The sequence below is a fragment of the Staphylococcus sp. TCBT05 genome (genome assembly GCF_055179755.1).
In genome coordinates this window covers 542,891-560,740 of the sequence record NZ_JBUQDQ010000038.1, presented here as the reverse complement: position 1 = coordinate 560,740, position 17,850 = coordinate 542,891, and the positions used below count along the sequence as shown (strand labels likewise).

Annotated in this window: 18 protein-coding genes; 12 read left to right on the top strand and 6 right to left on the bottom strand. The window is 33.0% G+C overall.

Annotation, left to right across the window (positions count from 1 at the left end):
* Nucleotides 1-23: 23 nt before the first annotated feature.
* On the top strand, nucleotides 24-392 hold the full coding sequence (locus ACY191_RS09810) for a MerR family transcriptional regulator (RefSeq protein WP_162846345.1): 369 nt from the start codon (nucleotides 24-26) through the stop codon (nucleotides 390-392).
* A 21-nt stretch (nucleotides 393-413) separates the two neighbouring features.
* Entirely contained in the window at nucleotides 414-1,754 is a 1,341-nt protein-coding gene (gene glnA / locus ACY191_RS09805) for a type I glutamate--ammonia ligase (RefSeq protein ID WP_042738801.1), read from the top strand.
* Between the two features lie 572 nt (nucleotides 1,755-2,326).
* Here the strand turns inward: glnA and ACY191_RS09800 are convergent.
* Nucleotides 2,327-2,518, bottom strand: coding sequence for a hypothetical protein (locus tag ACY191_RS09800; RefSeq protein WP_042738800.1), 192 nt, complete (start codon nucleotides 2,516-2,518; stop codon nucleotides 2,327-2,329).
* Between the two features lie 207 nt (nucleotides 2,519-2,725).
* Here ACY191_RS09800 and nucI point away from each other — a divergent pair, with 207 nt between their 5' ends.
* Nucleotides 2,726-3,256: a thermonuclease NucI gene (gene nucI / locus ACY191_RS09795; RefSeq protein WP_107512968.1), complete on the top strand. Its 531-nt coding sequence runs from the start codon at nucleotides 2,726-2,728 to the stop codon at nucleotides 3,254-3,256.
* 173 nt (nucleotides 3,257-3,429) lie between these two features.
* Here nucI and ACY191_RS09790 read toward each other — a convergent pair whose 3' ends face one another.
* Entirely contained in the window at nucleotides 3,430-4,293 is an 864-nt protein-coding gene (locus ACY191_RS09790; RefSeq protein WP_463270016.1) for a hypothetical protein, read from the bottom strand.
* A 558-nt stretch (nucleotides 4,294-4,851) separates the two neighbouring features.
* Here ACY191_RS09790 and ACY191_RS09785 point away from each other — a divergent pair.
* Together ACY191_RS09785 and ACY191_RS09780 are read left to right on the top strand one after the other, a co-directional pair.
* Nucleotides 4,852-5,307: a sugar phosphate isomerase family gene (locus ACY191_RS09785; protein ID WP_042738797.1), complete on the top strand. Its 456-nt coding sequence runs from the start codon at nucleotides 4,852-4,854 to the stop codon at nucleotides 5,305-5,307.
* Between the two features lie 75 nt (nucleotides 5,308-5,382).
* Nucleotides 5,383-5,997 (top strand): hypothetical protein, encoded by a 615-nt coding sequence (locus ACY191_RS09780; protein WP_042738796.1) that lies wholly within the window; start codon nucleotides 5,383-5,385, stop codon nucleotides 5,995-5,997.
* A 63-nt stretch (nucleotides 5,998-6,060) separates the two neighbouring features.
* Here the strand turns inward: ACY191_RS09780 and ACY191_RS09775 are convergent, their stop codons facing one another.
* Nucleotides 6,061-7,428: an aspartate kinase gene (locus ACY191_RS09775; RefSeq protein WP_042738795.1), complete on the bottom strand. Its 1,368-nt coding sequence runs from the start codon at nucleotides 7,426-7,428 to the stop codon at nucleotides 6,061-6,063.
* 190 nt (nucleotides 7,429-7,618) lie between these two features.
* On the opposite strand from ACY191_RS09775, the gene ACY191_RS09770 reads away from it, so the two are divergent.
* From ACY191_RS09770 to ACY191_RS09755, 4 genes are read left to right on the top strand one after another with little or no spacing between them, the layout of a single operon-like run.
* Nucleotides 7,619-8,899, top strand: coding sequence for a homoserine dehydrogenase (locus ACY191_RS09770; protein ID WP_042739031.1), 1,281 nt, complete (start codon nucleotides 7,619-7,621; stop codon nucleotides 8,897-8,899).
* A 5-nt stretch (nucleotides 8,900-8,904) separates the two neighbouring features.
* Nucleotides 8,905-9,966: a threonine synthase gene (gene thrC, locus ACY191_RS09765; protein WP_042738794.1), complete on the top strand. Its 1,062-nt coding sequence runs from the start codon at nucleotides 8,905-8,907 to the stop codon at nucleotides 9,964-9,966.
* A gap of 1 nt (nucleotide 9,967) precedes the next feature.
* Nucleotides 9,968-10,888, top strand: coding sequence for a homoserine kinase (thrB, locus tag ACY191_RS09760; RefSeq protein WP_042738793.1), 921 nt, complete (start codon nucleotides 9,968-9,970; stop codon nucleotides 10,886-10,888).
* A 43-nt stretch (nucleotides 10,889-10,931) separates the two neighbouring features.
* Nucleotides 10,932-11,741 carry a Cof-type HAD-IIB family hydrolase gene (locus ACY191_RS09755; RefSeq protein ID WP_042738792.1) on the top strand — a complete coding sequence of 270 codons (810 nt, stop codon included), beginning with the start codon at nucleotides 10,932-10,934 and terminating at the stop codon, nucleotides 11,739-11,741.
* 457 nt (nucleotides 11,742-12,198) lie between these two features.
* On the opposite strand, the gene ACY191_RS09750 is transcribed toward ACY191_RS09755, so the two are convergent.
* On the bottom strand, nucleotides 12,199-12,513 hold the full coding sequence (locus tag ACY191_RS09750) for a hypothetical protein (protein ID WP_042738791.1): 315 nt from the start codon (nucleotides 12,511-12,513) through the stop codon (nucleotides 12,199-12,201).
* 210 nt (nucleotides 12,514-12,723) lie between these two features.
* On the bottom strand, nucleotides 12,724-14,169 hold the full coding sequence (locus tag ACY191_RS09745; RefSeq protein ID WP_229367165.1) for an amino acid permease: 1,446 nt from the start codon (nucleotides 14,167-14,169) through the stop codon (nucleotides 12,724-12,726).
* A gap of 223 nt (nucleotides 14,170-14,392) precedes the next feature.
* On the opposite strand from ACY191_RS09745, the gene ACY191_RS09740 reads away from it, so the two are divergent.
* On the top strand, nucleotides 14,393-15,880 hold the full coding sequence (locus ACY191_RS09740; protein WP_042738787.1) for a catalase: 1,488 nt from the start codon (nucleotides 14,393-14,395) through the stop codon (nucleotides 15,878-15,880).
* Between the two features lie 100 nt (nucleotides 15,881-15,980).
* On the opposite strand, the gene rpmG is transcribed toward ACY191_RS09740, so the two are convergent.
* Nucleotides 15,981-16,130 carry a 50S ribosomal protein L33 gene (gene rpmG, locus ACY191_RS09735; protein WP_042738786.1) on the bottom strand — a complete coding sequence of 50 codons (150 nt, stop codon included), beginning with the start codon at nucleotides 16,128-16,130 and terminating at the stop codon, nucleotides 15,981-15,983.
* Between the two features lie 249 nt (nucleotides 16,131-16,379).
* Between rpmG and rpsN the strand changes: the two genes are divergently transcribed.
* Both rpsN and guaC read left to right on the top strand, forming a co-directional pair.
* The gene (gene rpsN, locus ACY191_RS09730) at nucleotides 16,380-16,649 is read left to right on the top strand and encodes a 30S ribosomal protein S14 (protein WP_042738785.1); all 270 of its coding nucleotides are present in this window, start codon (nucleotides 16,380-16,382) and stop codon (nucleotides 16,647-16,649) included.
* Nucleotides 16,650-16,847: 198 nt separating this feature from the next.
* A complete protein-coding gene (gene guaC / locus ACY191_RS09725) occupies nucleotides 16,848-17,825 on the top strand; it encodes a GMP reductase (RefSeq protein WP_042738784.1) in 978 nt (325 codons plus the stop codon).
* The last annotated feature ends 25 nt before the right edge of the window (nucleotides 17,826-17,850 follow it).

The following is a 17,850-nucleotide window of genomic DNA, read 5'->3' as shown; positions in this document are numbered from 1 at the left end:
GTTCAAAAATAGAGGTGATTGGATTGAAGTCAAATGATACTTTACGACGTAATATGCCTGTCTTCTCTATGAGTGTTGTTACGAAGTTGAGCGAGTTAACCGCAAGACAAATTCGTTATTATGAAACACATGAACTGATTAAACCGCAACGTACGGAAGGAAATAAGCGATTATTTTCATTGAATGATTTGGAACGATTGCTTGAAATTAAAAGTCTTATAGAAAAAGGCTTCAATATTAAAGGGATCAAACAAATTATTCATGATGATCAAGCACACCTTTCTGATGAAGAACAAGAAACTAGAAAACAAATGATAGTTGATGCTACACAGAAACCACAACGAGAAGCAATTCCGATAAACCGTGGGGATTTATCACGTTTTATCAAATAATTTTACTGGAGGACATTAACAATGCCAAAACGTTCATTTACTAAAGAAGACATTCATAAGTTTGCCAAGGAAGAAAATGTAAGATACTTACGTTTACAATTCACAGATATTTTAGGTGTAATCAAAAACGTTGAAGTACCTGTTAGTCAATTAGAAAAAGTATTAGATAACGAGATGATGTTTGACGGATCTTCAATCGAAGGTTTCGTACGTATCGAAGAATCAGATATGTATTTATATCCTGACTTAGACACTTGGGTAATCTTCCCATGGACTGCAGGTCAAGGTAAAGTAGCTCGACTAATTTGTGATGTATATAAAACAGACGGTACACCATTCGAAGGTGACCCACGTGCTAACTTGAAACGTGTATTAAAAGACATGGAAGAATTAGGCTTTACAGATATTAATTTAGGGCCAGAACCAGAATTCTTCTTATTCAAATTAGATGAAAAAGGTGAACCAACATTAGAATTAAATGATGATGGTGGATACTTCGACCTTGCCCCTACTGATTTAGGTGAGAACTGTCGTCGTGATATCGTATTAGAATTAGAAGACATGGGCTTTGATATCGAAGCAAGTCACCATGAAGTTGCTCCAGGACAACATGAAATTGACTTTAAATATGCTGATGCAATTACAGCATGTGATAATATCCAAACATTTAAACTTGTTGTAAAAACAATTGCTCGCCAACATAACTTACATGCAACATTCATGCCAAAACCATTATTTGGTGTAAACGGTAGCGGTATGCACTTTAACGTATCTTTATTTAAAGGTAAAGAAAATGCATTCTACGATCCTAATGGTGATATGCAAATGACAAAAGATGCATTCCACTTTGTTGCAGGTATCCTTAAAAATGCACGTGGTTTCACTGGCGTATGTAACCCATTAGTTAACTCTTATAAGCGTTTAGTGCCAGGTTATGAAGCACCATGTTACATTGCATGGAGTGGTAAAAACCGTTCACCATTAATTCGTGTACCATCTTCTCGTGGTTTATCTACACGTGTTGAAGTACGCTCAGTTGACCCAGCTGCGAACCCATACTTAGCTTTAGCTGCAATCTTAAAAGCTGGTTTAGATGGTATTGAAAACAAATTAGAAGTACCAGAACCAGTTAACCAAAATATCTACGAAATGAATCGTGAGGAACGTGAAGCAGTAGGTATTCAAGATTTACCATCAACATTATACACTGCAATTAAAGCAATGAAAGAAAATCAACCAATTAAAGATGCTTTAGGTAATCACATTTATAACCAATTTATTAATTCTAAATCTATCGAGTGGGATTACTACAGAACACAAGTATCTGAATGGGAAAGAGAACAATATATTAAACAATACTAGGTGCTAGACAAAGGGGTATAACACTAGGTATATAAGCAATCCTGTTATTCTTTATGAATATTAGGGTTGCTTTTTTTTGCACCCACTTTTATTTTATTGAACGATTTGGGTGCAGTTTAGGTATTATTTGGGGAGAATTTTTAAATATTATAAAGCAATGAATGAATAAAGCTATCATACAGTGAATATGAATCGAATTCATCTTCAAGGATTGTCTCAATGAGATCATCAATATATCTAGATATAGCGTTTGTGGTCATAATCACTGAAGATTACCCTAGTTTATGTTTGCTTGTGTCATGTTAATGATTATATACATAATCGCCCATGTTGAATTCGCTTCTTAAGATGTATTAAATAATTTACAAATGGCCATATGGATGCGACGTATTTTTACGAGACACATGAGGGAGTATGATGCGTGACGAGACCGAGATCGAACTAGCTCGCTAGGGAAGTGAGCAATATATTATTTTAAATTAAAAAGAAGCACTCAGATGAATTAAATCATCTGAATGCTTTATTTCTAGAATTTACGTCCTAGACTCGTGTCATGTTTTATACTTGTGTATTTACTTTTTATTGCGTTTATTCACAATGCCTTGAATAATTACGATAATAAACCCTACAAAAATGCCCATAAAAATTGCTAATACAGCCGCAACAAGTGGAGGTAAGTCAAATTGAAATTGTAAGACAAGTCCGATGATTATCGCTACAATGATGGCGATTGTAGAAATCATATTTTCTTTAAACATACTCAAATACGTTCACTCCTAACATGGGTATTATAGCATGTTATAGACATTGAGTTAAATTAAATAAATAACTTTGTTAATATAATTGTGAAATATTTCCTTTCAAGTGGGGTGAATTTCTAAAAGTCACCTTAGATAATAAAAATGATTCTTGACGCTATTGAATAAATTATATATGATGATTTGGACAAAGTTTAAGAAGTGGGTGCAACTATGAAATCAACAAAAGCATTAACCGGTATTATTGCGATAGTCATTGTTATCGGTGTTTTATTTTTCCAATTTATTAATCACAGTGGTCCATTTCAAAATAGTGGTTCAGACACAACTTCTGGTCCAAGTAAAACTGAAAAAGTACATGTCGATCGAGTAGTGGATGGAGATACATTGGTAGGTAGTAATGAGCAAGAACAGAATATTAAAATTCGACTAATTGGAATAGATACACCGGAAACAGTTAAACCAAATACACCGGTCCAACCATATGGTAAAGAAGCTTCGGATTATTCAAAGAAGCACTTAACGAACAAGGATGTCTATTTAGAATATGATAAAGAGCCAGAAGACCAATACGGACGAAAATTAGCCTATGTTTGGTTAGATAAAAAGACAATGTTTAATGAAGAATTAGTGAAAAAAGGCTTGGCTCGTGAAAAATATTTTGCGCCTAATGGCAAATATAGAAATGTTTTTAAGCAAGCTGAACATCAAGCTAAACAAGATAAATTAAATATTTGGAGTTAGATTATCTACTTAGTGGAAAAAACATAGCATCATTTTGAAACGTCATCATAAATTTCCTTTGAATAGACAAGGTGTACTGAAATATGTATTAATTATTTTAAATGAAACACAAAAAAACGAGTTATAAAACAACAACTTTAAACTGTTGTGATTATAACTCGTTTTTATATTAATTAATGAAAACGTTCGACTAATTTGTCATATTGTTCTTTAGTAATGGACTCGCTTGCATTGCTAAGTGTATCACCGATGACGTCTTTTAATGAAGATTTAGATGAAACAGTTTCAGTATAATCTTCTCTTACATTAGGTCCATCTATAATATTTACACTTCCATCTGTAAAGTAAACTAAACCAATGTTTTTAATATGATGATTTAATCTCTCTGCAATTCTAGTTTCTAATTCCTTTGTATTCTTTGCAGTTTGTTCAAAAGGATCATAACTATAAAAGTCGTAAATTACAGAATTATTTTTTACACGTTCTATAAAAGTGTATGAACCTGTACGTGTCGTGTTAAATTGACTGTGATATTGTTGTGCAATATAGCGTCCCACAGTTTGATGTACTGAGGATTCATTATTAGTTGAAATCTCTGTTTCAGAATCAATATCAAAGTGATAAAACGTTTTTTGTTTCCAGTTTTTCACATTAATGTTGAACACGCCTTTGTCAGTGATCACGATATAATCAAATGCTCTCGCATATTCGAATAAAGGGTGTTTAACAGCAAGATTACCAGTTGCGATAATATCATAGGCTTTGATAGTACCGGCTGTTTTGTATTGTTCAAGAATATCTTTCAAGTTTTGTTTTGCCTTTCTTAAGTCGTGGTGGTTCGAATCATTATTACCATCAAAGTGCAACATTTGATTTTTTAACTGAGTATTTTCACGAGTAACAGAACTAATTTTAGTTACTAATTGTTCTTTAGAATACTTTTCAGTTTCTAATTTTTGTTGCATATTTTTTTGATTTATAATCATCACAATAATGAGCAAAATAACAATTACAAGTAAAATGAATGTTAGTAGCATGATTATCATCCTAATCTTTATTAATATTTGAAATTACAGTTTATTTTACTCTTTTATACACTGTTGTACAAATTCGACCTGTTAAACTGTAGCTATATATAGATTATATTCGTATTAACAGTTGTTTATCAATGGTATTCATGGATTTAACTTAAATTAAACGATAATTTAATGGAGAATTTATAAAATGAATGACTTTTTATAGTATTTTAACTATTATTACATGATTTTATATGATTTGTAATTGAATTTAAGTAGTTTCGCAAAGCAGCGTTTGGTTTATGCAATGAATAGAAACATATAGTTTTAGTAGCATATATTATTTTTGGTAGACCTAGTTCGATGTTTAAGTAGTAGAATAATGTTTTTTAGTAGTTGCTAAAATATGCAATAATTGAAAGGGAATGTAACATATAGTACAAAAATATATTTAATGAGAGGTTCAACGCATTTCTGGATAAATAGTACTGAATTTTAATAAGCGTTTAGTTTACACAAAGTTGTATAAATAGATATAATAAAGTATGTGTGAAATTATTAATTTTGGGGGATTATTTTTTGAGTGCATTGAAAAGCTATCTAAACGAACTAGTTGAACGTATAAATCATAACGATATAATTGCGTTTGATAATCATCCCGTATCATTTAAAATAATAGACCAATTGTATTTTTCTAATAAAAAAATATCAGTTATTACTTATTCAACTGATATTATCAAATATGTATCTAAATATACGGATTTTAATATTATATTACCGAATGGTACTGTTAATAGTGCTTTTCATATCATTACAGGAACAGATGTTATTGATTCTTATTCAAAATATAAAATTAATTATTACTTTCTACGTGTTCCTTATATTTATGAAGAAGATTTATATCAAGATATAACAGAAATTGCTGAATTACAACGTGTACTTAAGCAAAATAGTGAGTATAGTTTTGTTATTAATAGACCACAATTTTTAGATCATACGCCTGGGCATCGCTATATAAAAATTGGTCAATTTTAAAAAAATATATGAGTTTATTATATTTGAAGTAGAATGCATTGAAAAATAACTAGACAAATTATATAATGTATTTCAATGGAAACGCTTACTTCAAGAGGAGGTGCCTGTTTGGACAAACACGTAAAAGCATTGGTAAGCCAAATAAATAGTAAAGTTGGCAATTTAATTAAATATAACGGAGAAGTTGCAAAGCAGCTTTTTATGAGAGATGAATTCAACCTATGCTGTAAGGTAGATATCAGTGTTGAAAGAAAGTATTTGGCAGAAGTGTTAAAGCATATCCCAGAAACTTATACTGTTAAGTTATATGATGACCATACATCGACAACGAATTATACTGAAATAGAATTTGCAGAGGTAACGCATGCCAACATTTATAAAGCAGATGATTTAATTATGACTGTGATTGTATATGATGTTGAAAATGACGAATGGATGTTTAGATGGAATCATAATATTAGGCTACCTGAAAAAAATATCTACTTCCATTCGATTAAATGGGATGTCGATTACATTAAACCGGAAATTGTCTTAATGTATGAATTATTGGATCCAATAGATTACCAACAAATTCCTAACTATAAAAGTGTAATAGATTCTTTAAGCTATTATCAATTTGTAATGTTGAGATTAGTAGTTGGTGATGAACGTATCAACCAAGCTCTAATTTCAGAGAAATCAGCAATGTAAAACCCACAAATCACAAGTAGGTCAACGTAACAGTTGAACAAAGTGATTTGTGGGTTTGTTTTTTTATACCTTTAGATATTCGCCATTATAGCAATACTCATATGTTGACTTAACTGCTTTTTCAGCATCAGCAACATCGATTCCAAACATAATTGAAATTTCAGAAGCACCTTGGTTCATCATTTTTAAGTTTATATTTGCTTCAGCAAGTGCATGTGTAATTGTATTGGCAGTACCTACAATACGGTGCATGCCTTCGCCTACAATCATAAGAATTGCAAGATTGTGTTCGACGTTTAATTCATCGACATCACATTTTTCTCTAATATCATTTAATACTTGTTCTTCTCTGTTTTGTATCTCTTTTGAGCGCATAATAATACTAATACTATCAATTCCAGAAGGCATGTGGTCAAATGAAATTCCATAATCTTCAAGCACGCCTAATATTTTTCGAGTAAAACCGATTTGTCTGTTCATTAAATATTTCTTGATATTTAACACAGTAAAGTCTTTGTCACAACTAATGCCACTGACTATATTTGAAGAATTAATTTCTCGGTCATGACGAATATAAGTACCTGTATCATCTGGACGATTTGTGTTTTTAATTACCACTGGTATGCGGTCTTTGTGTAATGGTTGTAATGCTTCATCGTGGAACACACCAAATCCTGCATAAGATAATTCACGCATTTCACGGTAAGTAATCTCATCAATCACTTCTGGATTTTTTACTATTGTTGGATTAGCTCTAAAAATACCTGAAACATCTGTGAAGTTTTCATATAAGTCAGCACGAACACCACGAGCAACGATTGCACCAGTGATATCAGATCCACCACGTGGGAAGGTCACAACATAACCTTGACGAGAAATACCAAAGAAACCTGGAACAATTAATTTTTCATCGTATTCTCTAAGGCTATAGAGTGCTTCATAAGATTGATCTAAAATTTGAGCATTCTGAGGTAAATCTGTGACAGTAATACCCGCTTCACCAGGTGATACATAACGTGTTGGTATACCTTGGCTATTGTTATATTCAGCTATGAGTTGGGCATTAAAGTTCTCACCACATGAAAGTAACGCATCTAATAAACGAGCAGGTTTTTCCTTTAATGTGGCAATATATGTTTCTAAAGTTTCATCAATTGTTGATAACAGTGAATCTGTCATTTCAAGTTCTAAAATAATATCAGCATAACGCTGAATAATTTCTTCTTTCTTTGCTTGATAATCTAATCCGGCAATAACCTTTTCGTAAAGTCGAATTAGTAAATCCGTTGTTTTTACATCGTCTGCATGTCTTTTTCCGGGTGCTGAAACGACGATAATCTTTCTGTCTGAGTCAGAGTTTACTATATTTAATACTTTCTTTATTTGTTCTGCATTTGAAACAGAACTTCCTCCAAATTTCGCTACTTTCATAATGAGCTACAACCTTTCTAAAAAATCAGAAAATTTTGTTTAGTTTTTATCACGAGAGTGATAGTATAGATATACGGTTTTTATTTTCAACCTTTACAAAAATAATGAATGAATTTATACTATACCATATTCTAGTATTTTTCAACTGTACAATTGTATTTTTTGAATGAACAATCGGAGGAATGAAATGATGAAGGAATTAAATGTAGCCCTGCTCGGTTTAGGTACTGTAGGTTCAGGTGTAGTGAAAATAATTGAAGAAAATAGAGAACAAATTAAAGAAACAATGGACAAAGATATCAACATTAGACATATCTTAGTTCGTGATAAATCTAGATCGAGACCCATTAACGTATCGAATTATCATCTAACAGAAGATGTAGATGAAATTTTAAATGATGACTCTATAGACATTATCGTTGAGGTTATGGGTGGCGTTGAACCGACAGTAGATTGGTTAAAACGTGCATTAAGTCAGAAAAAGCATGTTATTACTGCCAATAAAGACTTATTAGCTGTGCATTTAAATGTGTTAGAAGATTTAGCACAAGAAAATGACGTAGCATTAAAATATGAAGCAAGTGTTGCAGGCGGTATTCCAATCGTTAATGCGATTAATAATGGTTTGAATGCAAATAATATAACTAAATTTATGGGTATTTTAAATGGAACATCTAACTTTATTTTAAGTAAAATGACGCGTGAGAATACATCGTTTGAAGATGCGTTGGATGAAGCGCAAAGATTAGGGTTTGCCGAAGCAGATCCTACAGATGACGTGGAAGGTGTAGATGCCGCAAGAAAGGTAGTCATTACTTCTTATTTAACTTTTAACCAAGTGATTAATTTATCAGATGTTGATAGACACGGTATTAGCGATGTTGAACTTGCTGATATTAAGGCAGCAGAAGCACTAGGTTATAAGATTAAATTAATTGGTAAAGGTACTTATGAGCAAGGTAAAGTTAATGCTTCAGTAGCACCAACACTTATTAGTACTGCACACCAATTATCTGCAGTTGAAGATGAATTCAACGCAATTTATGTTATTGGTGATGCTGTTGGAGAGACGATGTTTTATGGTAAGGGAGCTGGTAGTTTAGCAACTGGAAGTGCAGTTGTGAGTGACTTGCTTAACGTTACCTTGCATTTTGAGTCTAATCTGCATACATTACCACCACATTTTGAATTGAAGACGGAACAAACGAAAGAATTAATGGATAGCGATGATACAGTATCGTTTAAAGAAAAAGAAAGTTATTATGTTGTCATTCAGACAGATGGTGAGGAACCGAGTAAGGTTGAAGCTTTAATTAAAGCGGAGTTACCTTTCCATAAATCATTAGCCGTTACTGAAAGAGATGCCAGAACGGTTGGTTTGATTGTAGTAGGCTTAGATGAGTCTCCTGAATCGGCAATTACAGAGGCAGGATATGTTGTAAATAAAATTTATCCAGTAGAAGGGGTTTAATAGAAATGGAAAAATGGCAAGGTTTAGTGAAGGAATTTGAAGCGTTTTTACCTGTAAATGAAAATACACCACAATTAACTTTAAATGAAGGACATACACCTTTAATTTATTGTGAAAATTTATCTGAAATGTTAGGCATTGAATTACATGTAAAATACGAAGGAGCTAATCCAACGGGCTCTTTTAAAGACAGAGGTATGGTAATGGCGATGGCCAAAGCTAAAGAAGAAGGTAAGAAAATTGTTATCTGTGCGTCGACAGGTAATACTTCTGCATCTGCTGCAGCATATGCTGCTCGTGCAGGGTTGAAGGCAATTGTCGTAATACCTGAAGGTAAAATTGCGCTTGGTAAATTATCTCAAGCCGTGATGTATGGTGCTGAAATTGTTTCTATCGAAGGTAACTTTGATGAAGCATTAGAGATTGTTAAGGAAGTAGCGGAAAACGGTGAAATTGCCTTAGTAAACTCTGTAAATCCATATAGAATCGAAGGTCAAAAAACAAGCGCCTTTGAAGTCATTCAACAATTAGGAGGAGAAGCTCCTGATATCTTGTCCATTCCTGTTGGTAATGCAGGTAATATTACAGCATATTGGAAAGGGTTCAAAGAGTATCACGATAAAAATCAAACACAATTACCTCATATGTTTGGATTCCAAGCTGAAGGTGCATCACCAATTGTACAGAACAAAGTGGTTAAGAATCCAGATACAGTAGCTACGGCTATTAGAATTGGTAACCCAGCAAGCTGGGACAAAGCTAATAATGCTTTAAGTGAATCAGATGGTCTAATTGATAGCGTAACAGACGAAGAAATTTTAGAAGCATATCAATTGATGGCAAGTAAAGAAGGTGTCTTTAGTGAACCGGCAAGTAATGCATCTATAGCAGGTTTGATAAAATTACACCGTGCTGGCAAGTTACCACAAGGTAAAAAGGTGGTTGCTGTATTAACTGGTAATGGTCTGAAAGATCCAGACACTGCAATTTCATTATTGGATAATCCAATCAAACCGTTGCCTAACGATAGAGAAAGCATCTTAGATTATATCAAAGGAGCGCTCTAACATGAGTGACATGTTGCATTTGAAAATACCGGCATCTACAGCTAATTTAGGTGTCGGTTTTGATTCTATAGGTATGGCATTAAATAAATTTTTATATTTAGATGTAAAGAAGAACGACAGCGATGTGTGGACGTTTAATCACGTCGGACCAAATGTAGAAGATTTGCCAACAGACAATAGACATTATATTTATCAAATTGCTCAAAGAGTTGCACGTAAATATGATGTTAAATTACCTGGTTTAGATATAGAAATGCGAAGCGAAATCCCTTTAGCAAGAGGTTTAGGGAGTTCTGCATCAGCATTAGTTGGTGCATTATATATTGCTAATTATTTTGGTGATATTGAATTATCAAAATATGAATTACTACAATTAGCTACTGAAATCGAAGGTCATCCTGATAATGTGGCACCAACAATCTATGGAGGCTTGGTATTAGGTTACTTTAATCCTGAGACAAAGGTGACAGATGTATCATATATTGATCCACCACGTGTGGATATCATTATTACTATTCCATCTTATGAACTACGTACAGATGATTCAAGAAATACATTACCGGAAACATTTTCACATAAAAAGGCAGTTCAAAATAGTGCGATTAGTAACACAATGATTAGTGCATTGATACAACATAACTATGAGTTGGCAGGAAAAATGATGGAACAAGATGGTTTTCATGAACCATTCAGACAACATTTAATACCTGAGTTTAAAGAAATTAAAGCGATTGCGAAACAACATAACGCCTATGCGACTGTAATCAGTGGTGCAGGTCCAACCGTATTAACATTAGTTGCTCCAGAACGGAGTGGCGAACTCGTTAGAGAACTTAAAGGAACATTTATGGATTGTCGATCGGAGTTAGTGACAATTAATGAAAGTGGAGTTGTGTCGAAAATTCTGTACCAACGCCGTTAAATTATTGTAGTATAATGTTAAGGTGTTGAAAGGAGATACAAACATGAGTAAATATAAGATGATTGTTATGGACATGGATGACACTTTAATGAATCCAGATAATGAGGTTAGTCCAGAAACTGAACGTTATTTAATTGACATTCAGCAGCAAGGATATCATGTTGTCTTGGCTTCAGGACGTCCTACAGAAGGGATGCTACCTGTTGCAAAGCAACTCAAGTTAGATCAATATGATAGTTATGTAATAAGCTATAATGGTGGTAAGACAATTGCTGTTAAAGATGAACATGTTGAAGTGAGTAAGAGTGTAACTAAGGCAGATTTTGATGCAATTGTTGATTTCTGTAGAGAACACAAATTGTTTGTTTTAACATATCATGAAGGATTTATTATATATGAAGGTGACCACGAATATATGAATATAGAGTCTGAATTGACAGGTTTGCCGATGAAACGGGTCGATGATATCAAAGCATATATTCAAGCTGATGTACCTAAAGTAATGGGTGTAGATTATGTTCCGAATATTACAAGTTTAAACATTGAATTAGCTGGTCATTTTAATGAGGAAGTAGACGTTACAACAAGTAAGCCGTACTTTTTAGAATTTATGGCTAGAGATGTTTCGAAAGGAAATGCATTAGCTGCATTTTGTGAAAAGCTCAATATTGACTTGTCTGAAGTTATTGCATTTGGTGATAGTTCAAATGATATTTCAATGCTTAACGTCGTCGGACATGCAGTAGCAATGGGTAATGCTAATGAAGCAGTTAAAGCAGTTGCTGACGAAATTACTTTAAGTAATGGCGAGGATGGTATTCCTCACGCTTTAAAAGCATTGCTTGATTCTTGATTAGATTGATATATATAATTCAAAAGTGTCTATGACATAAATGCCTAGCACTAAGCCCATCAAAGATTTTTGGTCTTTGATGGGCTTGTAATTTATATCAATATTGCTCGCTTACCTAGGGGGATGGGGCGAGCCTTGGTCTCAACACTCATCCTACACCCTTAGGCGTCTCGCAAACAATTCGTAGTTCATATATATGTTATTACTACAAAAAATAAGACACTTACTTATAATTTAATAAATTCCACTAAACTAAATTAATATAGCAGCTTATCTATAAAAATTAAAACATGCCTCAGTTTACTCTACAAATGGATTGATCAAGTCACTTTTTATTAATTTCTGAACACAGCTGATAACTCAGTATTTATTGATGATACTAAGATAGAAGCAAATGCAAATATAAAAAACTATCAGAGTAAGTTAACTCTGATAGATAATTTCTGAAGTGAAAGAATTATTTTGCTGTATGTGTCCACTCGTGTTTGCCTCTATGCCTTTTAACATGTGCATACACATTATCCGCAGCATAATCTAAATTTGTATATACTGTGATAGAGAATGCAGATTGATTATCCTCAAACGATTCTTCTAAAAAGACATCTTTAAGATGTTCAAAAAGACTTTCCATTTGTGAATGTTCTAAGCTACCATACTCTCTTAAAGTTCGTTTAAGCAATTGATTATTCTTTTCTTCAAGTGATTGCACAACAATAACGAAACGCTCTTCAGTTTCTAAAATATCATCAAATAAATTTGTTTGCCCAATCATAGTTTTCACCTCAATATAACCAATATTGTTAATTATATTATACTATACTTTTTAAGCACTGAAAATATTCAACTCTTATGTGTTAAGCATTGATTTTACTCGAATAAACAAATACGTATATATGTATAATTCTAACTGTTTTTGTAATATGTTTTTCATTAATTAAAGTGGCAAAGTAAAAGCACTGATTATATACCAGTGCTTTTACAATTAATGTTCTTTAGTTGTATTTAATTCAACGTCTTCTAGTTTCACTATTTTTGTTTTTCTAATTACTTTATGTGATAAATAAACAATTGCTAGAATAATGATTGGTGCAATGTTTCGTATAACAGAGCCATAATCGCCTGCCATTAAAGCACCAAAGGAATTTCCGAAAAATAGGAATAGCAATGCAATTATTACAATGATTGGTCCTAATGGATATAACGCTGCTTTATATGGTAATACATCTTCTGCACGTTTGTTTTGTTTTTTTATTGCAGAACGTAATCTGATTTGAGCGACAATACTTGATGCCCATATTACGATAACTAATGAACCGATAATATTGAGCAGTGAGAAGACAATATCTGATTTAAATTGCGCTAATACAATTACTACTAACACGATTACAAATGTTGTACAAATAGAAATAATAGGTAGTTTCGTCGTTTTGTTTAATTTTGCAAAAAACTTCGGTGCTTGTTTATCTTCTGCCATTGAAAATAACATACGACTTGTTGTATATATTCCAGAATTTGCAGCAGACAGTAACGATGTTAGGATAACTGCATTGATCACAGATGCAGCAAAAGCAATACCTACACGATCAAATACTATTGTGAATGGACTTTGAGTCACAGATTCATGTTTGTTTAATAGTAGAGGATCGCTGTAAGGAATAATTGCGGCAATAACAGCAATAGATAAAACGTAAAATAGCAATATTCTCCAGAATACTTGTCTAATAGCTTTTGGCATTGACTTATGCGGGTTCGATGATTCACCTGCAGTTACAGCTACCATCTCAGTACCACCAACTGAAAAACCAGCGATGAGTAACACGGCTAAGAAACCTGAAATGCCACCGACAAATGGCGCTTCACCTGTTGTATAATGTTCAAACCCATAATATTTACCACCTAAAATGCCAAATATTGTTAGTACACCTATTACTATAAAGATAATAATTGTAAGTACTTTAATTAAAGATAACCAAAATTCTGTTTCACCAAATGCTTTTACTGTAAAAATATTCAGTACAAATAGTAAACAAAGAAACAAAATACTCCAAGTAACAGGGCTGAAAAAGTGAAATACTTCCCAATAATCTAATACGCTTGATGCAATAATGATGTCAACACTCGTTACTAATACCCACATCACCCAATATAACCATCCCATTGTAAAGCCGAGGGAACTGTCTACAAATCGTGTAGCGTAAGAACTAAATGATCCTGATACAGGATAAAATGTAGCTAGTTCTCCGATTGAAGACATTAAGAAATATAGCATGACACCAATGATTAAATAAGCTAGAATCGCGCCGCCTGGACCAGCTTGTGATACAACATTACCTGTAGCGACAAAGAGTCCAGTGCCAATCGCACCACCTATTGCAATCATTGAAATATGTCGAGAGTTGAGACCACGTTTCATATTGTTTTGTCCCATATTAAAATCTCCTATAATCTATAAAAATTTATATACCTTACATTTTAATGCTTTTAATGACTACAATCAATGCATTTTTTGAGAGTTGGAGCGATAAAATTTTAAATATTCAGAAATATTTCATATTATAAGAAGTAACATAATTGCTTTTCGTATGTGTATACTTTAAAATTAGTGCTAGATAATAATAATTATTATTTACTATTTGTGAGGGGGAAACATTATGAGCAATAAAAGAAATTTAACTAGTCTTTTTGGTGCACCGGTTTCAGATAGAGAAAATAGTATGACTGCTGGACCTCGAGGACCATTGTTGATGCAAGATTGGTATTTTTTAGAACAAATGGCTCATTTTGACAGAGAAGTAATTCCGGAACGACGAATGCATGCTAAAGGTTCTGGTGCGTTTGGTACTTTTACAGTAACAAATGATATTACGCAATATACATCTGCTAGTATTTTTTCAGAAGTAGGGAAGCAAACAGAGATGTTCGCGCGTTTTTCAACTGTTGCAGGGGAACGGGGCGCAGCGGATGCTGAAAGAGATATTCGAGGATTTGCGTTAAAATTTTACACAGATGAAGGTAACTGGGACTTAGTAGGTAACAATACACCGGTATTCTTCTTTAGAGATCCTAAATTATTTGCGAGCTTAAATCATGCTGTAAAAAGAGATCCAAGAACAAATATGCGTAGTGCGCAAAATAACTGGGATTTCTGGACATCATTACCTGAAGCGTTACATCAAGTAACAATTTTAATGACTGACCGTGGTATTCCAAACGGCTATAGACATATGCATGGTTTCGGTTCACATACGTACTCAATGTATAATGATAAAGGAGAACGTGTGTGGGTTAAATTCCACCATAGAACGCAACAAGGTATTGAAAACTTACAACCAGATGAAGCGGCGAAAATCATTGCTGATGATAGAGAATCATCTCAACGTGACTTGTTTGAAGCAATTGAAAACAAAAACTTCCCAAAATGGAAAATGTATATTCAAGTAATGACTGAAGAACAAGCGAAAAATCATAAAGACAATCCTTTTGATTTAACAAAAGTATGGTATAAAGGTGATTATCCACTTATAGAAGTTGGTGAGTTTGAGTTAAATCGTAACCCAGATAATTACTTCCAAGATGTAGAACAAGCAGCATTTGCACCGACAAATATTGTTCCAGGTATAGATTTTTCTCCAGATAAAATGTTACAAGGTCGTATATTCTCTTATGGTGATGCTCAACGTTATAGACTTGGCGTCAATCACTGGCAAATACCAGTAAACCAACCAAAAGGTGTTGGAGTTGAAAATATTTGCCCATTCAGCCGAGATGGTCAAATGCGTATCTTAGATAATAACCAAGGTGGAGGAACACACTATTATCCTAATAGTGATGGAAGTTTTGAGGATCAACCTGAATTTAAAAAACCTGGCCTAGAAGTCGAAGGTGAAGCTTATGAATATAATTATCGCGAAGATGATGATAATTACTTCGAACAACCAGGTAGATTGTTTAGATTACAATCAAAAGAGCAACAACAACGCATTTTTGAAAATACTGCCAATGAGATGCAGGGTACAACATTAGAAGTTCAACACCGTCACATCCGTCATTGCTACAAAGCTGATACAGAGTATGGTAAAGGTGTAGCGAATGCGTTAGGTATTGATATTAATGATGTTGATTTAGAAGTGGCAGACTAGTTTGCTACTATATAAACTAAAAAGAAGTCACGCATGTTTAACATGTGTGACTTCTTTTTTAATTTGTCGTATTTAAAAAAGTAATTTTAACAACAGAATGTTATTTAGTTTCGCGGTGTACAGTATATTTATTTAATCTTGGGCTGTACTTTTTAAGTTCAATACGCTCTGGATTCGTACGTTTGTTTTTAGTGGTGATATAGTTACGATCTCCACATTCTGTACAAGCTAAAGTAATATTTACGCGCAAAATAAACACCTCTTTCTTAATAGGAATTGTTACGTTTTAAAATTCTAGCATACATTTATGACGATTTCAAATTTAATGTTGTTATAAAGGACTACATTAATTATAGAAGATATACGATATGATGTCATATCTCTAACTTTAAAGATAATTTTTTTCAACAAAAATAAAATAAATGATTTGCGTAAATAAAAGAATATGTTACGATATAAAACGTAATGATTACGATTTGAAGAGAAAGGTAGAGATAAAATGGCAAAAAAATCTAAAATAGTAAAAGAGCAAAAGCGAGAAGAACTTGTAAATAAATATTTTGAGTTAAGAAAAGAGTTGAAAGCGAAAGGTGACTATGAAGCATTGCGTAAATTACCCAGAGATAGTTCACCGACGCGTTTAACAAGACGTTGTAAAGTGACAGGTCGACCAAGAGGCGTTTATAGAAAATTTGAGATGTCTCGTATTGCATTTAGAGAGCATGCATATAAAGGTCAAATACCTGGTGTGAAGAAATCAAGTTGGTAATTTTCAAACTCCGACTATAGTCCATTTACATTTAGTATAAAACATTGTATATTATCTAATGGTAAAGATGAATAAATAGTTATTGTTCGGGAATTAAGTAAAATGTAATAGATTTTACGTTGTAATAGAATGGAATAGTTATAAAAATCTTACCAATGTACAAGTGTTATATAAAAAATGTTAGGGGTTTGTTTTATTATGAAAATATTCGATTATGAAGATATCCAACTTATACCAAATAAATGTATTGTAGAAAGTCGTTCAGAATGTGACACAACGATTGAATTTGGTCCAAGAAGTTTTAAATTACCTGTTGTACCTGCAAATATGCAAACAGTCATGAATGAATCATTAGCAGAATGGTTTGCTAAAAATGATTATTTCTATATTATGCATCGTTTTGATGAAGCTGCACGTATTCCATTTATTAAAAGAATGCATGAACAGCAACTATTTGCATCAATTTCTGTTGGTGTAAAAGCCGGCGAATTTGATTTTGTAAAGCAATTAGCTAGCGAAGAAATTATTCCTGAATATATTACAATCGATATTGCACACGGTCACTCAGAATCAGTGATTAAAATGATAAAACATATTAAAGCACATATTCCTCAGTCATTTGTAATTGCTGGTAACGTTGGTACGCCAGAAGGTGTTCGTGAATTAGAGAATGCAGGAGCAGATGCTACTAAAGTTGGTATTGGTCCAGGTAGAGTATGTATAACTAAAATCAAAACTGGATTTGGTACTGGCGGATGGCAACTTGCAGCTTTAAATCAATGCAGTAAAGCAGCTAGAAAACCAATCATAGCAGATGGTGGTATTAGAACTCATGGAGATATTGCAAAATCAATGAGATTTGGTGCTTCAATGGTAATGATAGGTTCATTATTTGCTGCACATGAAGAATCACCAGGTGAAACGGTTGAGTTAGATGGCAAGTTGTATAAAGAATATTTTGGTAGTGCATCTGAATTCCAAAAAGGTGAACATAAAAACGTTGAAGGTAAGAAAATGTTTGTTGAACATAAAGGTGCATTACTCGATACACTTATAGAAATGCAACAAGACTTACAAAGTTCAATCTCTTATGCAGGTGGTAAAGATATTAATTCATTAAGAAAAGTAGATTATGTAATCGTACGTAATTCAATTTTCAATGGAGATCGCGACTAAACTATAGTAGGTGTAAAAAATTAGA

Excerpts from the sequence above, each read along its gene's own strand:
- glnA (WP_042738801.1), top strand. The coding sequence starts at position 414 with ATGCCAAAACGTTCATTTACTAAAGAAGACATTCATAAGTTTGCCAAG.
- nucI (WP_107512968.1), top strand. The coding sequence starts at position 2,726 with ATGAAATCAACAAAAGCATTAACCGGTATTATTGCGATAGTCATTGTT.
- ACY191_RS09790 (WP_463270016.1), bottom strand. The coding sequence starts at position 4,293 with ATGCTACTAACATTCATTTTACTTGTAATTGTTATTTTGCTCATTATT.
- ACY191_RS09780 (WP_042738796.1), top strand. The coding sequence starts at position 5,383 with ATGGAAACGCTTACTTCAAGAGGAGGTGCCTGTTTGGACAAACACGTA.
- ACY191_RS09775 (WP_042738795.1), bottom strand. The coding sequence starts at position 7,428 with ATGAAAGTAGCGAAATTTGGAGGAAGTTCTGTTTCAAATGCAGAACAA.
- ACY191_RS09770 (WP_042739031.1), top strand. The coding sequence starts at position 7,619 with ATGAAGGAATTAAATGTAGCCCTGCTCGGTTTAGGTACTGTAGGTTCA.
- thrC (WP_042738794.1), top strand. The coding sequence starts at position 8,905 with ATGGAAAAATGGCAAGGTTTAGTGAAGGAATTTGAAGCGTTTTTACCT.
- thrB (WP_042738793.1), top strand. The coding sequence starts at position 9,968 with ATGAGTGACATGTTGCATTTGAAAATACCGGCATCTACAGCTAATTTA.
- ACY191_RS09755 (WP_042738792.1), top strand. The coding sequence starts at position 10,932 with ATGAGTAAATATAAGATGATTGTTATGGACATGGATGACACTTTAATG.
- ACY191_RS09750 (WP_042738791.1), bottom strand. The coding sequence starts at position 12,513 with ATGATTGGGCAAACAAATTTATTTGATGATATTTTAGAAACTGAAGAG.
- ACY191_RS09745 (WP_229367165.1), bottom strand. The coding sequence starts at position 14,169 with ATGGGACAAAACAATATGAAACGTGGTCTCAACTCTCGACATATTTCA.
- ACY191_RS09740 (WP_042738787.1), top strand. The coding sequence starts at position 14,393 with ATGAGCAATAAAAGAAATTTAACTAGTCTTTTTGGTGCACCGGTTTCA.
- rpsN (WP_042738785.1), top strand. The coding sequence starts at position 16,380 with ATGGCAAAAAAATCTAAAATAGTAAAAGAGCAAAAGCGAGAAGAACTT.
- guaC (WP_042738784.1), top strand. The coding sequence starts at position 16,848 with ATGAAAATATTCGATTATGAAGATATCCAACTTATACCAAATAAATGT.